This window comes from Aeromonas sp. MTB (assembly GCF_056632455.1).
The window spans coordinates 1,785,147-1,803,496 of sequence record NZ_CP147026.1 but is presented as its reverse complement, the minus strand read 5'-3'; the positions used below and the strand labels follow the sequence as shown (position 1 = coordinate 1,803,496).

14 protein-coding genes are annotated in these 18,350 nt (G+C 62.3%); all 14 read left to right on the top strand.

Annotated features, from left to right (window positions below; translation table 11 throughout):
• Positions 1–51 precede the first annotated feature (51 nt).
• The 14 genes from WBR25_RS08275 (at position 52) to nuoI (ending at position 18,341) form a co-directional block, all read left to right on the top strand.
• Positions 52–2,190, top strand: coding sequence for a TonB-dependent hemoglobin/transferrin/lactoferrin family receptor (locus WBR25_RS08275; protein ID WP_479749682.1), 2,139 nt, complete (start codon positions 52–54; stop codon positions 2,188–2,190).
• Entirely contained in the window at positions 2,190–4,196 is a 2,007-nt protein-coding gene (locus tag WBR25_RS08270) for a prolyl oligopeptidase family serine peptidase (RefSeq protein ID WP_479749897.1), read from the top strand. Before WBR25_RS08275 ends, WBR25_RS08270 begins: the two co-directional genes overlap by 1 nt.
• A gap of 2,110 nt (positions 4,197–6,306) precedes the next feature.
• Positions 6,307–6,669: a proprotein convertase P-domain-containing protein gene (locus WBR25_RS08265; RefSeq protein WP_479749895.1), complete on the top strand. Its 363-nt coding sequence runs from the start codon at positions 6,307–6,309 to the stop codon at positions 6,667–6,669.
• A gap of 27 nt (positions 6,670–6,696) precedes the next feature.
• On the top strand, positions 6,697–8,142 hold the full coding sequence (locus WBR25_RS08260; protein ID WP_479749681.1) for an Lcl C-terminal domain-containing protein: 1,446 nt from the start codon (positions 6,697–6,699) through the stop codon (positions 8,140–8,142).
• Positions 8,143–8,155: 13 nt separating this feature from the next.
• Positions 8,156–8,725 carry an Lcl C-terminal domain-containing protein gene (locus WBR25_RS08255; RefSeq protein WP_005351118.1) on the top strand — a complete coding sequence of 190 codons (570 nt, stop codon included), beginning with the start codon at positions 8,156–8,158 and terminating at the stop codon, positions 8,723–8,725.
• 41 nt (positions 8,726–8,766) lie between these two features.
• Entirely contained in the window at positions 8,767–9,003 is a 237-nt protein-coding gene (locus WBR25_RS08250) for a hypothetical protein (protein ID WP_139739936.1), read from the top strand.
• A 100-nt stretch (positions 9,004–9,103) separates the two neighbouring features.
• The gene (locus WBR25_RS08245) at positions 9,104–9,508 is read left to right on the top strand and encodes an NADH-quinone oxidoreductase subunit A (protein ID WP_005344919.1); all 405 of its coding nucleotides are present in this window, start codon (positions 9,104–9,106) and stop codon (positions 9,506–9,508) included.
• A 29-nt stretch (positions 9,509–9,537) separates the two neighbouring features.
• Positions 9,538–10,212: a NuoB/complex I 20 kDa subunit family protein gene (locus WBR25_RS08240; RefSeq protein WP_005344917.1), complete on the top strand. Its 675-nt coding sequence runs from the start codon at positions 9,538–9,540 to the stop codon at positions 10,210–10,212.
• A 2-nt stretch (positions 10,213–10,214) separates the two neighbouring features.
• Positions 10,215–12,020, top strand: a complete 1,806-nt coding sequence (nuoC, locus tag WBR25_RS08235; protein ID WP_479749680.1) for an NADH-quinone oxidoreductase subunit C/D — start codon at positions 10,215–10,217, stop codon at positions 12,018–12,020.
• Between the two features lie 80 nt (positions 12,021–12,100).
• Positions 12,101–12,643, top strand: coding sequence for an NADH-quinone oxidoreductase subunit NuoE (gene nuoE, locus WBR25_RS08230; RefSeq protein ID WP_005337236.1), 543 nt, complete (start codon positions 12,101–12,103; stop codon positions 12,641–12,643).
• The gene (gene nuoF, locus WBR25_RS08225; protein ID WP_479749679.1) at positions 12,640–14,025 is read left to right on the top strand and encodes an NADH-quinone oxidoreductase subunit NuoF; all 1,386 of its coding nucleotides are present in this window, start codon (positions 12,640–12,642) and stop codon (positions 14,023–14,025) included. The genes nuoE and nuoF overlap by 4 nt, the downstream gene beginning before the upstream one ends.
• A 41-nt stretch (positions 14,026–14,066) precedes the next feature.
• The gene (gene nuoG, locus WBR25_RS08220) at positions 14,067–16,823 is read left to right on the top strand and encodes an NADH-quinone oxidoreductase subunit NuoG (protein WP_479749678.1); all 2,757 of its coding nucleotides are present in this window, start codon (positions 14,067–14,069) and stop codon (positions 16,821–16,823) included.
• Positions 16,820–17,788: an NADH-quinone oxidoreductase subunit NuoH gene (gene nuoH / locus WBR25_RS08215; RefSeq protein WP_005337244.1), complete on the top strand. Its 969-nt coding sequence runs from the start codon at positions 16,820–16,822 to the stop codon at positions 17,786–17,788. Before nuoG ends, nuoH begins: the two co-directional genes overlap by 4 nt.
• Before the next feature lie 10 nt (positions 17,789–17,798).
• A complete protein-coding gene (nuoI, locus tag WBR25_RS08210; protein ID WP_005351100.1) occupies positions 17,799–18,341 on the top strand; it encodes an NADH-quinone oxidoreductase subunit NuoI in 543 nt (180 codons plus the stop codon).
• Positions 18,342–18,350: the final 9 nt, after the last annotated feature.

Here is an 18,350-nt window from a genome sequence, read left to right as displayed (position 1 = left end):
GGCCTCTGCAATAATGCCGCCCCTCAGGCTTAAATAAAAACAATTATCATTATGAACAAACTGCTTCAGGCATGGCCGGCACTCCTGTGTGCCTCCGCTGGCGCGGCCGATCTTCCCCCTGTGGAGAAGGCTCGCAGCGACGACACCATCATTGTCACCGGGCAACGGGTACAACAGAAACTCTCCGATGTTTCCGGCTCCATCACCGTCATCACCCAGGAAGAGCTGGACCGTCAGGTCGCCAGCGAGCTGACTCATGTGTTTCGCAAGATCCCCGGTGTCTCGGTCACCGGCTCTGCCGGGCGACCGCAAAACATCAGCGTGCGCGGCATCGGGGGCAACCGTATCCTGCTGATCAAGGATGGGGTGCGCGTCAGCGACGGCTTTGGCGCCGACAACATCAATGACAAGGTGGGTCGCTTCAACTTCGATCTCGATGACATCAAGCAGATTGAGGTGGCCAAGGGGGCCGGCTCCTCTCTGCATGGCTCCGATGCCATCGGCGGCACCGTGGTGATGAATACCAAGCAGCCGGAAGATTATCTGCAACAGCAAGATAGCTATCTGGCGGCCAAAACCCTCTACGGTGGCGACAGCAACAAGAAGAAGCTCAGCATGACCGGCGCGGTGCGGGCACTGGAGAGCGAACATCTGTTGCGCCTCTCCGGCTGGCGTGGCAACGAAACCGCCAACTTTGAAGAGAACCGCATTCCGGCGGATCTGGATGGCATGAGCGCCTCCACCAGCAGCCGCCTCCCCCTCAATGCCCATCACGCTCTGCGGCTGGAGCTGGACTACTACGAGGATCACGCCAAACGCCAGATGGGGCCCAAAGCGGTACCCCAACCCGATGGCAGCTGGGACGTGGTCGGTTTTCAGGAAGATGGCGATCAGCGCACCCAGGGCGGCAAGTTCAGCTGGGAAGCCAGCGATCTGGGCATGGTCGATACCTTCAACTGGAGCCTGTTTGGCAATCAGTCCCGCAACGAGGCCAACCAGCGCCAGTTGCTGCGCAACGATGCCCTGAGCGGCTATCCCAGATATCGCAGCCAGCGCACCCTCTCCACGTTCGAGGAGCTGCGCCTTGGCAGCGAGCTGGAGTTGCAGAGCAAGCTGAGCAACGGCTCGCTGGATCACACCTTCAGCTACGGTGTGGAGCTGGAGCAGGCCAACCACGAGCGGCCGGTCAGCAATCTGACCCTGGAAGATGGCATCACCACCCAGGGACAGAAAGCCCCCTTCAGCAAGGCCGAGACCCGCCGCGATGGCATCTGGCTGAGCGATGTGATCGATCTGGGCAACTGGCAGTTTACCCCGACCCTGCGCTTTGACCGCCAGCGCCTGCGCGCACCGGACAGCAATCTGGCCGAGAACCACAGCGACCACATCTCCCCCAGTGTGGCGGCCAGTTACCGCTTCAACGAGACATGGCGCAGCTGGCTCAGCTATGCCAACGGCTTCCGCGCCCCCGCTTACGATCAGGTTTACGGCAACATTCCTCACTACTTTGCCATGCCGCCGTTCGAGATCATTGCCAACCCCAACCTCAAGGAGGAGACCAGCCACAGTCTGGAGTGGGGAGTGAATGGCCAAAGCGACAACTGGAGCGTCAAACCGGCCGTTTTCTACAACCGCTACTACAACTTCATCGACTGGCGCCAGACCGGTTTTCGCCTCGATGACGGTGTCTTCCTGCGCCAATATCGCAACGTTGCCAAAGCAGAAACCTGGGGCGCCGAGCTGGCCGCCAGCCTCTGGCTGAGCGACGAGTGGGAGCTTTCGACCAATCTGGCCTGGATGGATGGCAAGGATCACCGCGGTGAGCCGCTGCGCACCCAGACACCGCTGGAAGGCAACACCACCCTGCGCTGGCAACAGCTCGACTGGGGGGTTGAGCTCAGTGGCAACTATGCCGCCGCCATGACCAAGGTGCCCCAGTGCGCCAATGCGCAGACTGGCTACAACGGTGCCTGCCAGAGCAGCGCAGGCTGGTTCAGCCTGGATCTCACCGGCGACTGGCAGATCACCGAGGCGCTCAAGGTCAATGCCACCATCGGCAACCTGCTCGATACCCGCTACGTCCGCTATCAGGATGTGGCCGGACTCCCGGCTGGCAGCGACACCTCCCTCTACAGCCAGAGCGGCCGCTACCTGTCAGCCAGCCTCAGCTACCGTTTCGTGGGGATATGATGAAACATCATGCAATCATGGCTGCCCTGTTGGCCGCCCCGTTGGCGTGGGCGCAAGAGGCCCTGCCACCGCCGATCCCGTCCCAGCCACACCTGATTTCAGGCAATCCCGTACGCCAGGATCCCTACTTCTGGTTGCGGGACGAGAGCCGCAGCAACCCGGCCATACTCGCCCTGTTCAAGCAGCAAAATCGCTGGAGCGAGCAGCAACTCGCCGCGCAGCAGCCGCTGGAAGCAACCTTGCGCGCCGAGTTTGCCAGCCATCCGGCGGGGGAACCCGTGCCAGACAACTGGCTTGTGCGCGGCGATCAGGCATGGCAGCTGCGCCCGGATGGCTCACTCTGGCAACGCCACGGGGGCAAGGTGCAGCAGCGGCTTCCCGCCAGAGCGGGTGAGGGCTATTACGAAGCGGGCGGCTGGGCACTGAGCCCGGATAACCTCACACTGGCCATCGCCGAAGACAGGCGCGGCGATCTCGACTATCAGGTCACCCTGCTCGATCTCCAAAGCGGCAAGGTGCTGGCCAGTTTGGCACAGCGCAGCGCTGATCTCGCCTGGTCACAAGATGGTCGCACCCTCTACACCATCGCCAACGAGCGCTACACCCTGCGCCCCTGGCAGCTGCGCGGCTGGCAGGATGGCCAAGAGCAGACTCTCTATGAGGAGCAGGATCCCGCCTGGCTGCTCAGCCTCTATCGCACCACGGATGGCCAACATCTGGTGTTGCAGGGCAACAACCACGACAGCTCGGAGCAGTACCTGCTCGACTCGGGCAAGCCGCAGCAGGTCAAACCCCGCCAGCGCGGGGTGGAATACTATCTGGACAGTCAATCCGGCTGGGTGATCAAGAGCAACCGGGAGGGGGCGTTTGCCCTCTACTCAGCCAGCACGCCGCTCGGTGAGTGGCAGCGCCTGTGGCCCGCCAAAGGGGAGGATCTCGGCGATCCCGAGAAGTGGCGACTGTTTGATCGCCATCTGGTGGTGCAGTTTCGCCAGCAGGGGGAGGATTGGCTCGCCCTGCTCGATCGCAACGGCCATGAACGCCAGCGCCTGCCGCTGGCCAGTGGCGCCGGTACCGGCTGGCTGCAAGGAGAACATGACCCGGCCAGCGACCGCATTCTGGTGCGCAATCAGGGCTTGAGCCAGCCCCCCGGCCAGCGCTGGCTGGATTTGAACAGCGGCCAGTGGATCAACGACCAGCACACCGCTGACGACAAAGCATTGCCCTATCAGAGCGAGCGGCGCTGGATCACCTCTGCCGATGGCACCCGGGTGCCTGTCTCGCTGGTGTGGCGCAAGGATCTGGCCCCTCGCGCCGTACTGCTCTACGGCTATGGCGCCTATGGCACGCCGATGCGCCCCTACTACCAGAAAGAGCTGTTAAGCCTGCTGGATCGGGGCTTTGTCTACGCCATCGCCCATGTGCGCGGCGGCGGCATGCTGGGGGAGCAGTGGACCCGCGACGGACGGGGCATCCACAAGCAGAACGGCATCAGCGACTTTATCGCAGCCGGTCACGCCCTGCGCCACTGGTCGCCCGACGCCGCCCCTCTGCCCCTGTTTGCCATGGGGGGCAGCGCGGGGGGCGCGCTGGTTGCTGCGGCCCTCAACCAGCAACCGACACTCTTTAGCGGCGCCGTGTTGCAGGTTCCCTTCGTCGATATGCTCGGCACCATGAGTGATCCCGCCCTCCCCTTGACCCGTCAGGAGTACCAGGAGTGGGGCAACCCGGCCAAGCCCGCAGAGTATCAGGCGATGCGCCGCATCAGCCCCTACGACAACCTGCACCGCGCACCCTACCCGCCCCTGCTGGTCACTACCGCCCTGCACGACAGCCAGGTGCCCTACTGGGAGCCGGTCAAGTGGCTGGCCCGCCTGCGGGAGCACAGCACGGGTTCCGGCCCCTACCTGCTGCTGACCGAACTGGAGGGAGGCCACCGCGCCGGTAGTGGCGATCGGGCTCGTGAATTTGCCTTCTTGTTGCATCTGGCGGGGATCAATCAATGACCCTGCCGCTGATTGGGAGTACCACTATGAAACCCCTGTTGCCCGCCCTCTTGCTGGGGCTGGCTGGCTTTTCCACTCAGGCCGCCGAACTGCGTTTTGTCGAACAGGACGCCCCGGCCGATACCCGCCTCTGGCTCGAACAGCAGCTCGGCGTCACCCTGAGTGATGCCCCGGCCTATCAGCGCCAAGGCAAGCTGGGCCACTATCTGCATTATCGCCAGCAGCTCAATGGCGCACCGATCGCCGGCCTGATGGCTGCCGTCAGTCTCGATGAGCAGGGTCGCCCGTGGCGCCTTTATCACAATACCCGGCTGATGCAGGCACAGGCGACGCCATGTGATGAAGCAAGCCGCGCCGGGGTGGATGCCTATACCGCCACGCTGGATGGTACGGTGTGGAAATTCGCTGGCAGTGACGAAGCCCAGCCGTGGTACTGGCAGGATGGCGACACACTGACTGCGGCCTGGCGTCTGCTGGCGGTGGAAAGCCAGCCGGGCAACAGCAAGAGCAGCCACTGGCAACTGTTTGTCACCTGCGATGGCAGCGCCCTGCTGGGGCGCACGCTGCAAGAGGCCAGCACCCGTGCCGAAGCGGCCCCGCTGGCAGGGGAAGCGGCCACGGTGCAGGCCCGCATCTTTGCCCTCGACCCACGCACTCAGCTGCAAGATGGCAATTTGCTGTGGCGCCACGATCTGGTGCTGGACAACGGGGCCTATCGCACCGTGCCGCTCACGGTACAAAAGGTGGATGACACCTACCAGCTAAGCGGCCCTCGCGCTCGGGTTGTGGATGGCACGGCGCCAGAAACTGCACCCTTTAGCAGCCCTGATGCCGATGGCTTCCAGCTGGATCACCAGCAGCCCGCCTTCCTCGATATCAATGGCTACTACCATCTGGATCTGGCCCAGCGCCATGTGGAATCCCTGGGCTACCCGACGCTGATGGGCGGCCCCCTGGCCATCGATACCGATGCCGGGGAGCAGGACAACTCCCTCTATGACCCCTTCCTGCGCCGGTTGGAAATTGGCCGGATAGGGGTGCCCGATGCGGAAGATCCCATGGTGATCTGGCACGAGTTTGGCCATGCGGTGCAGCACCATATCCTGCCCGACATGGGAGAAGAGGGGGACTGGGGCGCCATCGGCGAGGGCTTTAGCGACTATCTGGCCGCCAGCTGGCGCCAGCGCAGTCCAGAGGCTCGCCAGTTCGAGCCTTTCATGGTCTTCAACTGGGATGCCAGGATCAGCGGCCGGACACCCCGTCAGCTCGATGATCTGCGGGCGCGCTATCATCCGGGCTTCCTCTATCCGGCTCACCTCACCATCAACGGCAGCAACGGCGACCAGCTGTGGGGCACCCCGCTCTTCACCGCGCTGCGCCAGGCCGTTGAACAGTATGGCGAGGTAGCCCGTGACGAGTTCGATACCCTGCTGATTGAATCCCACTTCGGCCTCGGCCCGCAGGTGCGGATGCCCCAGCTGGCGCGAGTCACCGTGGATACCGCCAACCGCCTCTATCCGGATCGCAGTTATGGCAAGCTGCTGGAGCAGGCCTTCCGCCACCACGCCCTGCTGCCCACCCCTATCGCGGCCCGCCTTGCCGATGACAGCTACCTGCTGCCCGGGGAGAAAAAGAGCATCGCCATCGAATTGACCAACCAGAGCGGCCGCCCCCTGACCGTGGCTGACGCCAGCCTGCTCCCGATCAAGGGACTCATGGGTGACGGTCACTGGCAGGGAGAGCTCAACGCCGATGGCACCGCCCACTGGACCCTGCCGCTGGAAGCGGCGAGCAACCTGACCTGTGGCGAGGCAGTCACCTTGCCGCTGCAGTTCCAGCTCACCCTGCCCAGCCCCACCGAGCGCCAGACCCGCCTTGACCTGCAACTGCCGATCGGTGAACCGCTCTGGCAGCGGGCCATAGGCCAGGGTGGCCAGATAAAGGATGCGGTGAGCGATGAACGGCACGGCCTGTCCCGCTTCACTCTCACCCTGCCCGAGAGCAAGGCCCGCATCGACAGCGGATTCGTGGTCGCCCTCGATCTGGAGCACAGCAAACTGGAGCAGCTGGAGATCTGGCTCACCTCCCCTTACGGCACCCGGATCAGCCTGTGGAACAAGGGTTACGCCAGCCATACCCGGCTCAAGGGGAGTTTCCCCGTGAACTGGTACCGTTCGAATCGCTGGACAAGCTGCACGGCGAACCGCTCGCTGGCCGCTGGCTGCTGGAGATCAACGACACCAGCGCCGGTGACACCGGTCAGTTGCGCAACTGGCGGGTCGCCCAGCAAGTCGGCGCCCGCTGCGACAAGGATGAAGCCCTGCCCAACACCGGCATCATTCCCCTTGAGCAGGATGAAGGGGTGGCGGCACGACTTCCCCCTGCTGCTGTTGCTGGCCCTCTGGCCCCGCCTCTGGCGCCGGAACACCCCGCGCCGTTGAATCCTGTACCACGGGGGTTACCGCCCCCGTGAACCTGTGACCGAATCAAGGAATGTGAAGTGAAACCATCCGTACTGGTTATTGCAACCCTCTCAGCCCTGCTCAGCGCCTGCGGCGGCGGGGAAGATAACGCACCACTGGCGATCCCGGACTACCGGGTCGATGTCGCCCTGCCGACTGCCGGTACCCTGTGCGCCGATCTGGATCAGAACTGGCAATGTGATCCTGCCGATCCTGCCGTCAGCGGCGAAGGAGCGGTGGCCCTGGTCAGCCGTTCGGCCAACATCGTCAACTCGCCCCTGCTGTTCGTACCGAGGAGCGGAGGCCTGCTGCTGGCACATCCGCATCCGGCCGCCAAAGGGGATCCACAACGGCTGGAACCGACCCTGCTCAGTACCCTGTGGCAGAGCCGCATTGCCGAAGGGGTGGCCACCGATCGCGCACTGTCACTGCTGCTGGCCGATCTCGCCCCGCTGCAACCGGGCAGCGACCGCGCGGCCCTCGCAGGTCTCGGCCAGTTTGATCAGGCCCTGCAGCAGGTGGCGATCAGCTTGCAGCAACAGGCCCGCACACGCCTTGCCACCGCCAAGGAGACCCAGTTGCTCACCACCAGCTATCGCGCCATCAGCCTGATGCTGGAGCAATTGGCTCAGGAGTGGCAGCGCAACGGCCAGTTTGCCGAAGAGACCCAAAGCGAGCTGCTGACCCTGCTGGTGCAGCAGCAGCCACGCAACCTGCTGACCGTCACCGGCGTCACCACCTTCAGCGATGGCAACGATCCGCTGCTGGAACAGGAGCCCGACGACTATCCGGGACAAGATGCCAGCTGGAATCGCACTCGTCCCCAGCTTGCCTATCGCAAACTCGATGATCGCGGTCAGGTGCTCCCCGACAACGCGCCGAGCTGGCAGTGCGTCAAGGATCTCAATACCGGTCTGGTGTGGGAGGTCAAATCGGATGATCCCTTGAGTCCTGACTGGAAAAGCAGACCCTTTGCCTATGAGGATGAGCAGTTCAAGGCGACCGTAGGCGAGCAGCAAGCGGCCTACCAGCATATTCATAAGAGGATCGAACAGCTCACCGCCGAAGGAGATCTGGCGGCCCTCACCCGGGCACAGGCGCTGACCACCATGCTGACCACCCGCGCGTATCAGCAGTGGCTCAATGGCGAGCAGCGCTGCGGCATCAGCCAGTGGCGGCTGCCCACCATGGGTGAGCTGATGTCACTGATGCACTACGGCAGCCTGGCCAAGGACCCGCTGGGTCAACGCATCATCGTGGATACCCGTTACTTCCCGGATATCGCCCCATCGGAAGATGACACCTACCATGGCTACTACTGGAGCGCCACCAGCAACACCGCCCAGCGCTTCTCCGGTGGCCCCATCAGCAAACGCACAGTCCTGCTCCTGGGAGAAGATGCGGGCACCACCTATCCCGCGCTGGTGCAGCAAGATACCTATATCGAGCTGATGCAGGTACGACTGGTCGCCACTCCCCAATAATCCGAGGAATATCATGAGCCTTTATCGCTTTTCGTTCGCCATGCTGGCACTGCTGGCCCCCCTGGCCCACGGTGCTGCCATTTGTGATGACACCATGGATCGCACCGCCCCCTCTGCCCGTTTTCTTGACCATGGCAACGGCACCGTCACGGATCAACACACCGGCCTCACCTGGATGCGCTGCAAACTGGGGCAGACATGGAGTGGCAGCAGTTGCCTGGGGGAACCGACCGTTTACTACTGGCAGCAGGGGCTGCAAGTGGCGGAGCGGATCCGCAGTGACAGCAGCCATGCTCTCTATCACTTCGGCGGTATCAGCCAGTGGCGCCTGCCCGACATCAAGGAGCTGGCAACCCTGGTCGAGCATGCCTGCTACAAGCCCTCTCTCAATGAAGCCATTTTCCCGCGCGCCATGGCGGGGGGCGGTAAAGAGGTCAATGAGGGCTATGTCTATCTGATGAGCAGCACGGTAACCTCCGCCAATGGTCAGCGGGCGTATCTGGATATCACCTCGGGAGATATCGGTCTTCGCTCCATTGGCGCCTACCCGGATCAGGTCTTGTTGGTCGCCAATAAACCCTGACCGCCCCACGCTCGAAACCGGAACGCGATGACAGGAGAGGCTTGAAAGCCTCTCTTTTTATTGCTCTTGCCGCCCCCTATCTCACCCGTCATCACGCTCTTCTCCCACCTGTGCCCCCTACCCGCGATACCGACCTGATCCGGCTTCGCCCGCGGCATTTACCCCTTTCAGGTGATGACGAGGAGCAGCTCTCTGCGCTTTCCAGGCCTTTCTCGCCCGCCATAACCAACAAAAAAGTGCGCTTCTTAACAAAATTTAATTACCGGTTAACCGATTAATAATTAACCCGTAAAAATGACATGTAAATCAGTGCGAAAGTGTCATAATGCGTAACATTATTGTTAAGTCGCTTGATTAATTTGGTTAGGAAAAACCTCTATGTTTGCTGATATTTCTGCTCAACATTGGGCTTTTGCCATTTATGTCATCGGTGCCATCACCATCTGTCTGGTGATGATAGGCCTCGCCGCCCTGCTGGGAGGTCGTGCCTACGGCCGCACCAAGAACAAGCCATTTGAATCTGGTGTCGACTCGGTCGGCAGTGCCCGCCTGCGTTTTTCCGCCAAGTTCTATCTGGTCGCCATGTTCTTCGTCATCTTCGACGTCGAGGCGCTCTACCTGTTTGCCTGGTCTGTCTCCGTGCGGGAGAGCGGCTGGGTCGGCTTTATTGAAGCCACCATTTTCATCGGACTGCTGCTTATCGGCCTGATCTACCTCTGGCGCATCGGCGCACTGGACTGGTCACCGCGCAAACCGCAGCTGAACAACAAAAACAGTGATTGAACCACAGACCCTTTCCTTGAGGTTGCACCATGAAGTACACCCTGACCCGGATTGACCCGGATGCACCCGTTGAGCGCTACCCCCAGGAGCAGCGCCAGACCGTCGATGACCCACTGGCGCAAGAAGCGACGCGCGGCATCATGATGGGCCGTCTCGAGGAGGTGCTGCAAGACACAGTCAACTGGGGCCGCAAAAACTCCCTCTGGCCTTACAACTTCGGCATCTCCTGCTGCTATGTGGAGATGTGTACCGCCTTCACCTCCCCCCACGATGTGGCCCGCTTCGGCGCCGAAGTTATCCGTGCCTCGCCCCGTCAGGCCGATTTCATGGTGATTGCAGGGACCCCCTTCATCAAGATGGCGCCAGTCATCCAGCGCCTGTATGAGCAGCTGCTCGAACCCAAGTGGGTGATCTCCATGGGGGCCTGTGCCAACTCAGGGGGCATGTATGACATCTATTCCGTGGTGCAGGGGGTGGACAAGTTCCTGCCGGTCGACGTCTACATTCCGGGTTGCCCGCCCCGTCCCGAAGCCTTTTTACAAGCCCTGATGCTGCTGCAGGACTCCATCGGCAAAGAGCGCCGCCCCCTCTCCTGGGTAGTGGGCGATCAGGGGATCTACCGTCCCCAGATGCAGGCCGAAAAAGAGCGCAAGCGCGGCGAACGGATCAATGTGACCAACCTGCGCACGCCGGATGAGATCTGACCATGAAACTGACTCGTGATTTTCCCAGCAATTACGCCATGGCCCAGTGGCAGCCCAGCGACCACAAGGATGCCAAAGTCATTGGCGAACTGTTTGCCCACTTCGGGGCCGAGCACTTCACCATACAGACCACTCGCACCGGCGTGCCGGTGGTCTGGCTCCCCCGCGAACTGCTGCAGGATGTGATGGGCTTTTTGCGCAAGGTGCCCTCCCCGTTCGTGATGCTCTTCGATCTGAGTGCGACTGACGAGCGGCTGCGCAGCCATCGCGACGGTCTGCCCCAGAGCGATTTCACCGTCTTCTATCACCTCATCTCCATCGACCGTAACGCCGATGTGATGTTGAAAGTGGCGTTGGCCGAAAGTGACCTGCATCTGCCCACCATCACCAACCACTTCCCCAATGCCAACTGGTACGAGCGGGAAGTGTGGGATCTGATGGGCATCACCTTCGATGGCCACCCCCATCTGACCCGCATCATGATGCCCAAGAGCTGGCAGGGTCACCCGCTGCGCAAGGATTACCCGGCGCGCGCTACCGAATTCGATCCCTTCATGCTCGATGCCGCCAAACAGGACATGGAGCAGGAGAACCTGCTGTTCAAACCGGAAGAGTGGGGGCTGGCCCGCGGCAACGAGAATGAGGACTACATGTTCCTCAACCTCGGCCCCAACCACCCCTCTGCTCACGGCGCCTTCCGGTTGGTGTTGCAGCTCGATGGCGAGGAGATCCGCAACTGCGTGCCCGATATCGGCTATCACCATCGTGGTGCCGAGAAGATGGGCGAGCGCCAGTCCTGGCACAGCTACATCCCCTATACCGACCGGGTCGAGTATCTGGGCGGGGTGATGAACAACCTCCCCTATGTGCTGGCGGTCGAGAAGCTGGCCGGCATCAAGGTGCCGCAGCGAGTCGACATGATCCGGGTGATGATGGCGGAGCTGTTCCGCATCCAGAGCCACCTCTTGTTCCTCGGGACCTATATTCAGGACGTGGGGGCCATGACCCCGGTCTTCTTCACCTTCACCGATCGGCAGAAGATCTACACCATCATCGAAGCGATCACCGGTGCCCGCATGCATCCGGCCTGGTTCCGTATCGGCGGTGTGGCCCACGACCTGCCGAAGGGATGGCAACGGCTGGTGCAGGACAACCTGCTGAGCTGGCTGCCCAAACGTCTGATGGATTACGAAAAAGCGGCGATGCGCAACAGCATTCTGCGCGGTCGAACCATAGGCGTCTCTGCCTACACCACCGAGCAGGCGTTGTCCTGGGGCACCACGGGGGCCGGATTGCGCGCCACCGGCCTCAACTTCGACATACGCAAGTGGCGCCCCTACTCCGGTTACGATCAGTTCGACTTTGAAGTGCCGGTCGGCAGCAATGGCGATGCCTACGACAGAGCCACCGTGCGGATCGAGGAGATCCGCCAGAGCATGTCGATCATCGAGCAGTGCATGAAGAACATGCCGGAGGGCCCCTTCAAGGCGGATCACCCCCTCACCACCCCGCCGCCCAAAGAGCGCACCCTGCAGCACATCGAGACCCTGATCAACCACTTCTTGCAAGTGTCTTGGGGCCCGGTGATGCCCGCTGCCGAGTCGTTCCAGATGATTGAGGCGACCAAGGGGGTCAACAGTTACTACCTGACCAGTGACGGCTCCACCATGAGCTACCGGACCCGGATCCGCACCCCGAGCTTTGCTCACCTGCAACAGATCCCCTCGGTGATCAAGGGCAGCATGGTGTCGGACCTCATCGTCTATCTGGGCAGTATCGATTTTGTTATGTCGGATGTGGACCGTTAAGTGATCCGCCCTCCCGGCCATGGCCGGGAATTGGGATCGCCGGACGAGCAGTAAAAGGACAAGCCACCAAAGGTCAAGTCATGAGCCAGCAATGTCAGTGTCACAATAATCAGACCCCACAGGGGCAAGGGGCATGCAGCAGCAAACAGGACGACTTCGTTCTGAGCCAGGCTGAACGCGATGCCATCGAACACGAGAAACACCACTACGAAGATCCCCGCGCCGCCAGCATCGAAGCGCTCAAGATCGTGCAGCAGGCCAGAGGCTGGGTCCCCGACGGCGCCATTCACGCCATCGCGGCCGAGCTCGGCATTCCCGCCAGCGACGTGGAGGGGGTTGCCACCTTCTATAGCCAGATCTTCCGCCAGCCGGTGGGGCGCCACATCATTCGCGTCTGCGACAGCATGGTCTGCTACATCAATGGCCATGAAGATCTGCTGGCCGGTCTCAAGGAGGTGATGAACCTCGGCCCCGGTCAAACCACCCCGGATGGCCGCTTCACCCTGCTGCCGGTCTGCTGCCTTGGCAACTGCGACAAGGGGCCAGCGATCATGATCGATGACGACACCTATGGCGGCCTCGATCCGGTGACCTTGCTGAAAACGCTGGAGGCTTACCCATGAGCCTGCCGCAGAACAAGATCCTCGCCTCTCTTGGCACCGCCAACCGCACGGCCCGCACCGCCGAGACCCACCCGCTCACCTGGCGGCTGCGGGATGACGGCCAGCCGGTGTGGCTGGAGGAGTATCAGGCCAAACAGGGCTATGAAGCGGTGCGCAAGGCGCTCGGCCAGATGAGCCCGGACGAGATTGTCAGCACCGTCAAGGATGCCGGTCTCAAGGGGCGCGGCGGTGCGGGCTTCCCCACTGGCGTGAAGTGGGGGCTGATGCCCAAAGATGAGAGCATGAACATCCGCTACCTGCTCTGCAACGCCGACGAGATGGAGCCCAACACCTGGAAAGATCGCCTGCTGATGGAGCAACTGCCCCATCTGCTGATCGAGGGGATGATCATCAGTGCTCGGGCGCTCAAGGCCTATCGCGGCTATATCTTCCTGCGCGGCGAATACGTTGATGCCGCCATCCACCTGCGCCGCGCGGTGGAAGAGGCCAATGCCGCCGGTCTGCTGGGCAAGAACATTCTGGGCTCCGGTTTTGACTTCGAGCTGTTCGTCCACACCGGCGCCGGCCGCTACATCTGTGGTGAAGAGACGGCGTTGATCAATTCGCTGGAAGGGCGCCGCGCCAACCCGCGTGCCAAACCCCCCTTCCCCGCTGTTTCCGGCGTCTGGGGCAAACCCACCTGTGTCAACAACGTCGAAACCCTCTGCAACGTCCCCGCCATTATCGGCAACGGAGTCGCCTGGTATCACGGGCTGGCGCTGCCGGACTCGGAAGATCACGGCACCAAGCTGATGGGCTTCTCCGGCAAGGTGAACAACCCCGGGGTCTGGGAGCTGCCGTTTGGCATCACCGCCCGCGAGCTGTTTGAAGATTACGCCGGCGGGATGAAGAGCGGCTATCGCCTGAAAGCCTGGCAACCGGGCGGCGCGGGCACCGGCTTCCTGCTGCCGGAGCACCTCGATGCCCAGATGTATACCGCCGGTATCGGCAAGGTCGGCACCCGGATGGGGACTGGCCTCGCCATGGCGGTGGATGACTCCATCAGCATGGTCTCCCTGCTGCGCAACATGGAGGAGTTCTTCGCCCGCGAGTCGTGTGGCTGGTGCACGCCCTGCCGCGACGGCCTGCCCTGGAGCGTCAAGCTGCTGCGAGCACTGGAGCGTGGCGAAGGGCAATCCGGCGATCTGGCAACCCTGGAGCAACTCTGCGGTTTCCTTGGCCCGGGCAAGACATTCTGCGCCCATGCACCGGGCGCCGTCGAGCCGCTCGCCAGCGCCATCAAATATTTCCGCTCCGAATTCGAGGCCGGGATCAAAGGCAGCGGTGATAACCGCAAGCCGGTCAAAGGGATCCAGCCCAATCTGCTGGGCGAGCGCTGGTAACGACACCACAGATTTCACAAAACAGGTTTCAGGGAAGTTGTATGGCAACCATTTATGTAGACGGCAAAGAGTACGAGGTAGACGGAGCAGATAACCTGCTGCAAGCCTGTCTGTCGCTGGGTCTGGACGTCCCCTATTTCTGCTGGCATCCGGCGCTGGGTAGCGTTGGCGCCTGCCGCCAGTGTGCGGTCAAACAGTATCAGAATGCCGATGACAAGCGCGGCCGTCTGGTCATGTCCTGCATGACCCCGGCCACCGATGGCAGCTACATCGCCATCGAGGATGAAGAGGCTAAAGAATTTCGCAAGAGCGTGGTGGAGTGGCTGATGACCAACCACCCCCACGACTGCCCGGTGTGTGAAGAGGGCGGCGCCTGCCACCTGCAGGATATGACGGTGATGACAGGCCACAACAGCCGTCGCTACCGCTTCACTAAACGCACCCACCAGAATCAGGAGTTGGGCCCCTTCATCGGTCACGAGATGAACCGCTGCATCGCCTGCTACCGCTGCGTCCGTTACTACAAGGATTATGCCGGTGGCGAGGATCTCGGGGTCTATGGTGCCCACGACAACGTCTATTTCGGGCGGGTCGAGGATGGCACCCTGGAGAGTGAATTTTCCGGCAACCTGGTGGAGGTCTGCCCCACCGGCGTCTTCACCGACAAGACCCACTCCGAACGTTACAACCGCAAGTGGGACATGCAGTTTGCCCCCAGCATCTGCCAGCAATGTTCCGTAGGTTGCAACATCAGCCCGGGTGAGCGTTATGGCGAGCTGCGCCGCATCGAAAACCGCTTCCACGGCAGCGTCAACCACTACTTCCTCTGTGACCGTGGCCGCTTTGGCTATGGCTACGTCAATCTGGCGGACCGCCCGCGCCAACCGCTGCTCAAAGATGGCAACGACCAGCTGACCATCACGGTCGATGGCGCCCTCAACCGCGCCGCCGATGCCCTGCGCAGCGCTAGCAGCCTCATCGGCATCGGCTCGCCCCGCGCCTCGCTGGAGAGCAACTTTGCCCTGCGCGAGCTGGTGGGTGAAGCCAACTTCTACGCAGGCGTCGAGCAGGCCGAGTGGGCCTGTCAGCTGAAGATGCTGCAGATCCTGCAACAGGGCGGCGTGCCAACCCCGAGCCTGCGGGACATGGAAGAGGCCGACGCCATTCTGCTGCTCGGCGAGGATGTCACCATGAGCGCAGCCCGTATCGCGTTGGCGCTGCGCCAAGCCGTCAAGGGCAAGGCTCGCGAGCTGGCTCGCAAGATGAAGGTCGATCTGTGGCAAGTCGCCGCCGTTCAAACCCTGGGTCAGAACGAGCGCTACCCGCTGCTCATCACCAGCCTCGACACCACCCGTCTGGACGATGTGGCAGCCGACAAGTTGCACGCCCCCTATGCCGATCAGGCGCGCCTTGGCTTTGCCATCGCCAATCTGCTCGACCCGAGTGCACCGGCCGTGACCGATCTCGGCCCCGAGCTGCAGGCACAAGCGGCTCGCTGGGCCGAGCTGCTCGGCAACGCCAAGAAGCCGCTCATCATTGCAGGCTCCACTGCCCGCGATGTGGCGCTGCTTGAGGCGGCCAGCAACATTGCCCGCGCCCTGAAAGGCCGTGGACAGGAAGCCAACATCGCGCTGGTTGGCCAGGAGGCCAATTCGCTGGGGCTGGCCATGCTAGGCGCTCAAACCTTGTCAGACAAGCCACTCGAAGCCGCCCTTGCACGTATCGAGGCCGAAGAGGGGTTGGCGCTGGTCACCCTGGAGAACGATCTCTACCGCCGCGCGCCGCGCAACCGGGTGGATGCTGCGCTGGCACGGCTGCAGCACCTGCTGGTCATCGACCATCAGGCGACCCCGACCGCCAACAAGGCTGATCTGGTGCTGCCAGCGGCCAGTTTTGCCGAAGCCGATGGCACGCTGGTGAACATGGAAGGGCGCGCCCAGCGCTTCTTCCAGGTCTATGCACCCGCCTTTTACAACGCCGATATTCAGGTGCGTGAAGGGTGGCGCTGGCTGGCGGCGCTGCAAGGGGCGATCGAACGCAAGCCGCTGCGCTGGCAGAACTTCGACCAGGTCAACCATGACTGTGCCACCAGCAATCCGCTGCTGGCTACCATGCTGGAAGCGGCGCCCAACGCAGGCTTGCGGATCCGTGGCATGCGGCTAGCCCGTGAGCCACACCGCTACAGTGGTCGCACCTCCATGCTGGCGGATCAGAACGTCAGCGAGCCACGGGTAGCGCAAGATCCCGACTCCCCCTTCAACTTCTCCATGGAAGGGTATGCCGGAGCCCGTCAGCCGCTGCCGCAAGTACCGTTCGCCTGGGCGCCGGGCTGGAACTCTCCCTCCGCCTGGAACAAGTTCCAGGATGAAGTGGGTGGCAAACTGCGTGCTGGCGATCCGGGTCGCCGTCTACTGGAAGCAACAGACCCGCAGGCAGAAGGCAAGGAGCTGCTCGGCTGGTTCACCACCATCCCCGCCCCCTTCAAGGCCGCAGAGGCGCTGCAAGTGGTCAATTATGCCCAGCTGTTTGGCGGCGAGGAGCTCTCCGCTCGCAGCCCGGTAATTCAGGCCCGGATGAACGAACCCGAGCTGGTATTGAATCCAGCAGATGCGCAGCGTCTGGCCCTCCATGCAGGCAATCAGGTCTCCTTCTCCTGGGGCGGTAGCCACTGGCAACTGCGCCTGCGGCTTAGCGAGCAGCTGAGCGCCGGTCTGGTGGGGCTCCCCCTTGGGGTGAACGGCCTGCCGACGGCCCTGCAACAAGCCTCAATCACTAACCTGCAGGAGGTGATCGCATGAGCGAGTCGCTGATCGATCTGTTGCTGGAGGTGGGCAAGGCACTGATCGTGCTGGTGGGGATCGTGGGGGCTGGCGCCTTCATGAGCTTCATCGAGCGCCGTCTGCTGGCCCTGTGGCAGGATCGCTACGGCCCCAACCGGGTGGGGCCGTTTGGTCTGCTCCAGCTGGCCGCCGACATGATCAAGATGTTCTTCAAGGAGGACTGGATCCCGCCGTTCGCTGATCGGCGGATCTTTATCCTGGCCCCCATCATCGCCTTCACCGCCTTTATTCTGGCGTTTGCGGTGGTGCCCATCACCCCCACCTGGGGCGTGGCGGATCTCAACGTGGGGCTGCTCTACATCCTGGCCATCGCGGGGCTGGCGGTCTATGCGGTGCTGTTCGCCGGCTGGTCGAGCAACAACAAATACTCATTGCTCGGCAGCTTGCGCGCCTCGGCCCAGACCCTCTCCTACGAGGTGTTTCTCGGGCTCTCCCTGATGGGGATTGTGATCCAGACCGGCAGTTTCAACCTGCGGGATATCGTCGAGGCACAGGCAGACTTGTGGAACGTGGTGCCCCAGATCCTGGGCTTTGTCACCTTCCTGTTTGCCGGTGTCGCCGTCACCCACCGTCACCCGTTCGATCAGCCAGAAGCCGAGCAGGAGCTCGCCGACGGCTATCACATCGAGTATGCGGGGATGAAGTGGGGTCTCTTCTTCGTGGGCGAATATATCGGCATCGTGCTGATCTCCTCGCTCATCGTGACCCTCTTCTTCGGTGGCTGGCACGGCCCCTGGCTGCCCCCCTTCATCTGGTTTGCCCTGAAGACCGCCTGTTTCATGGTGTTCTTCATCCTGCTGCGGGCCTCCCTGCCTCGCCCGCGCTTTGACCAGGTGATGTCGTTTGGCTGGAAAGTCTGCTTGCCGCTGACCCTGATCAATATGCTGGTCACCGCGGCAGTTGTACTGATAAGTACGCAGTGAGGCACTCAATATGAAAATTGTGAGCATTATTCAGGGTGTCGGCACCCAGTTACGCAGTCTGGCCATGGTCTTCTCCCATGCCTGGCGGCCCCGTGAAACCCTCAACTATCCGGAGCAGGCAGTCTATGCGGCCCCCCGCTACCGCGGTCGCATCGTGCTGACCCGTGACCCCGACGGGGACGAGCGTTGCGTGGCCTGCAACCTCTGCGCAGTTGCCTGCCCGGTCGGCTGCATCTCGCTGCAAAAATCTGAGCGGGATGATGGCCGCTGGTATCCGGAGTTCTTTCGCATCAACTTCTCTCGCTGCATCTTCTGCGGCCTGTGTGAAGAGGCCTGCCCCACCACCGCCATCCAGCTGACACCGGATTTCGAGATGGGTGAGTATCGCCGCCAGGATCTGGTGTACGAGAAGGAAGATCTGCTGATCAGCGGGCCCGGCAAATACCCGGACTACAACTTCTATCGCATGAGCGGGATGGCCATCGACGGCAAGCCGAAAGGGGATGCCGAAAACGAAGCCAAGCCCATCGATGTCAAGAGCCTGCTGCCCTGAGGAGTCAAT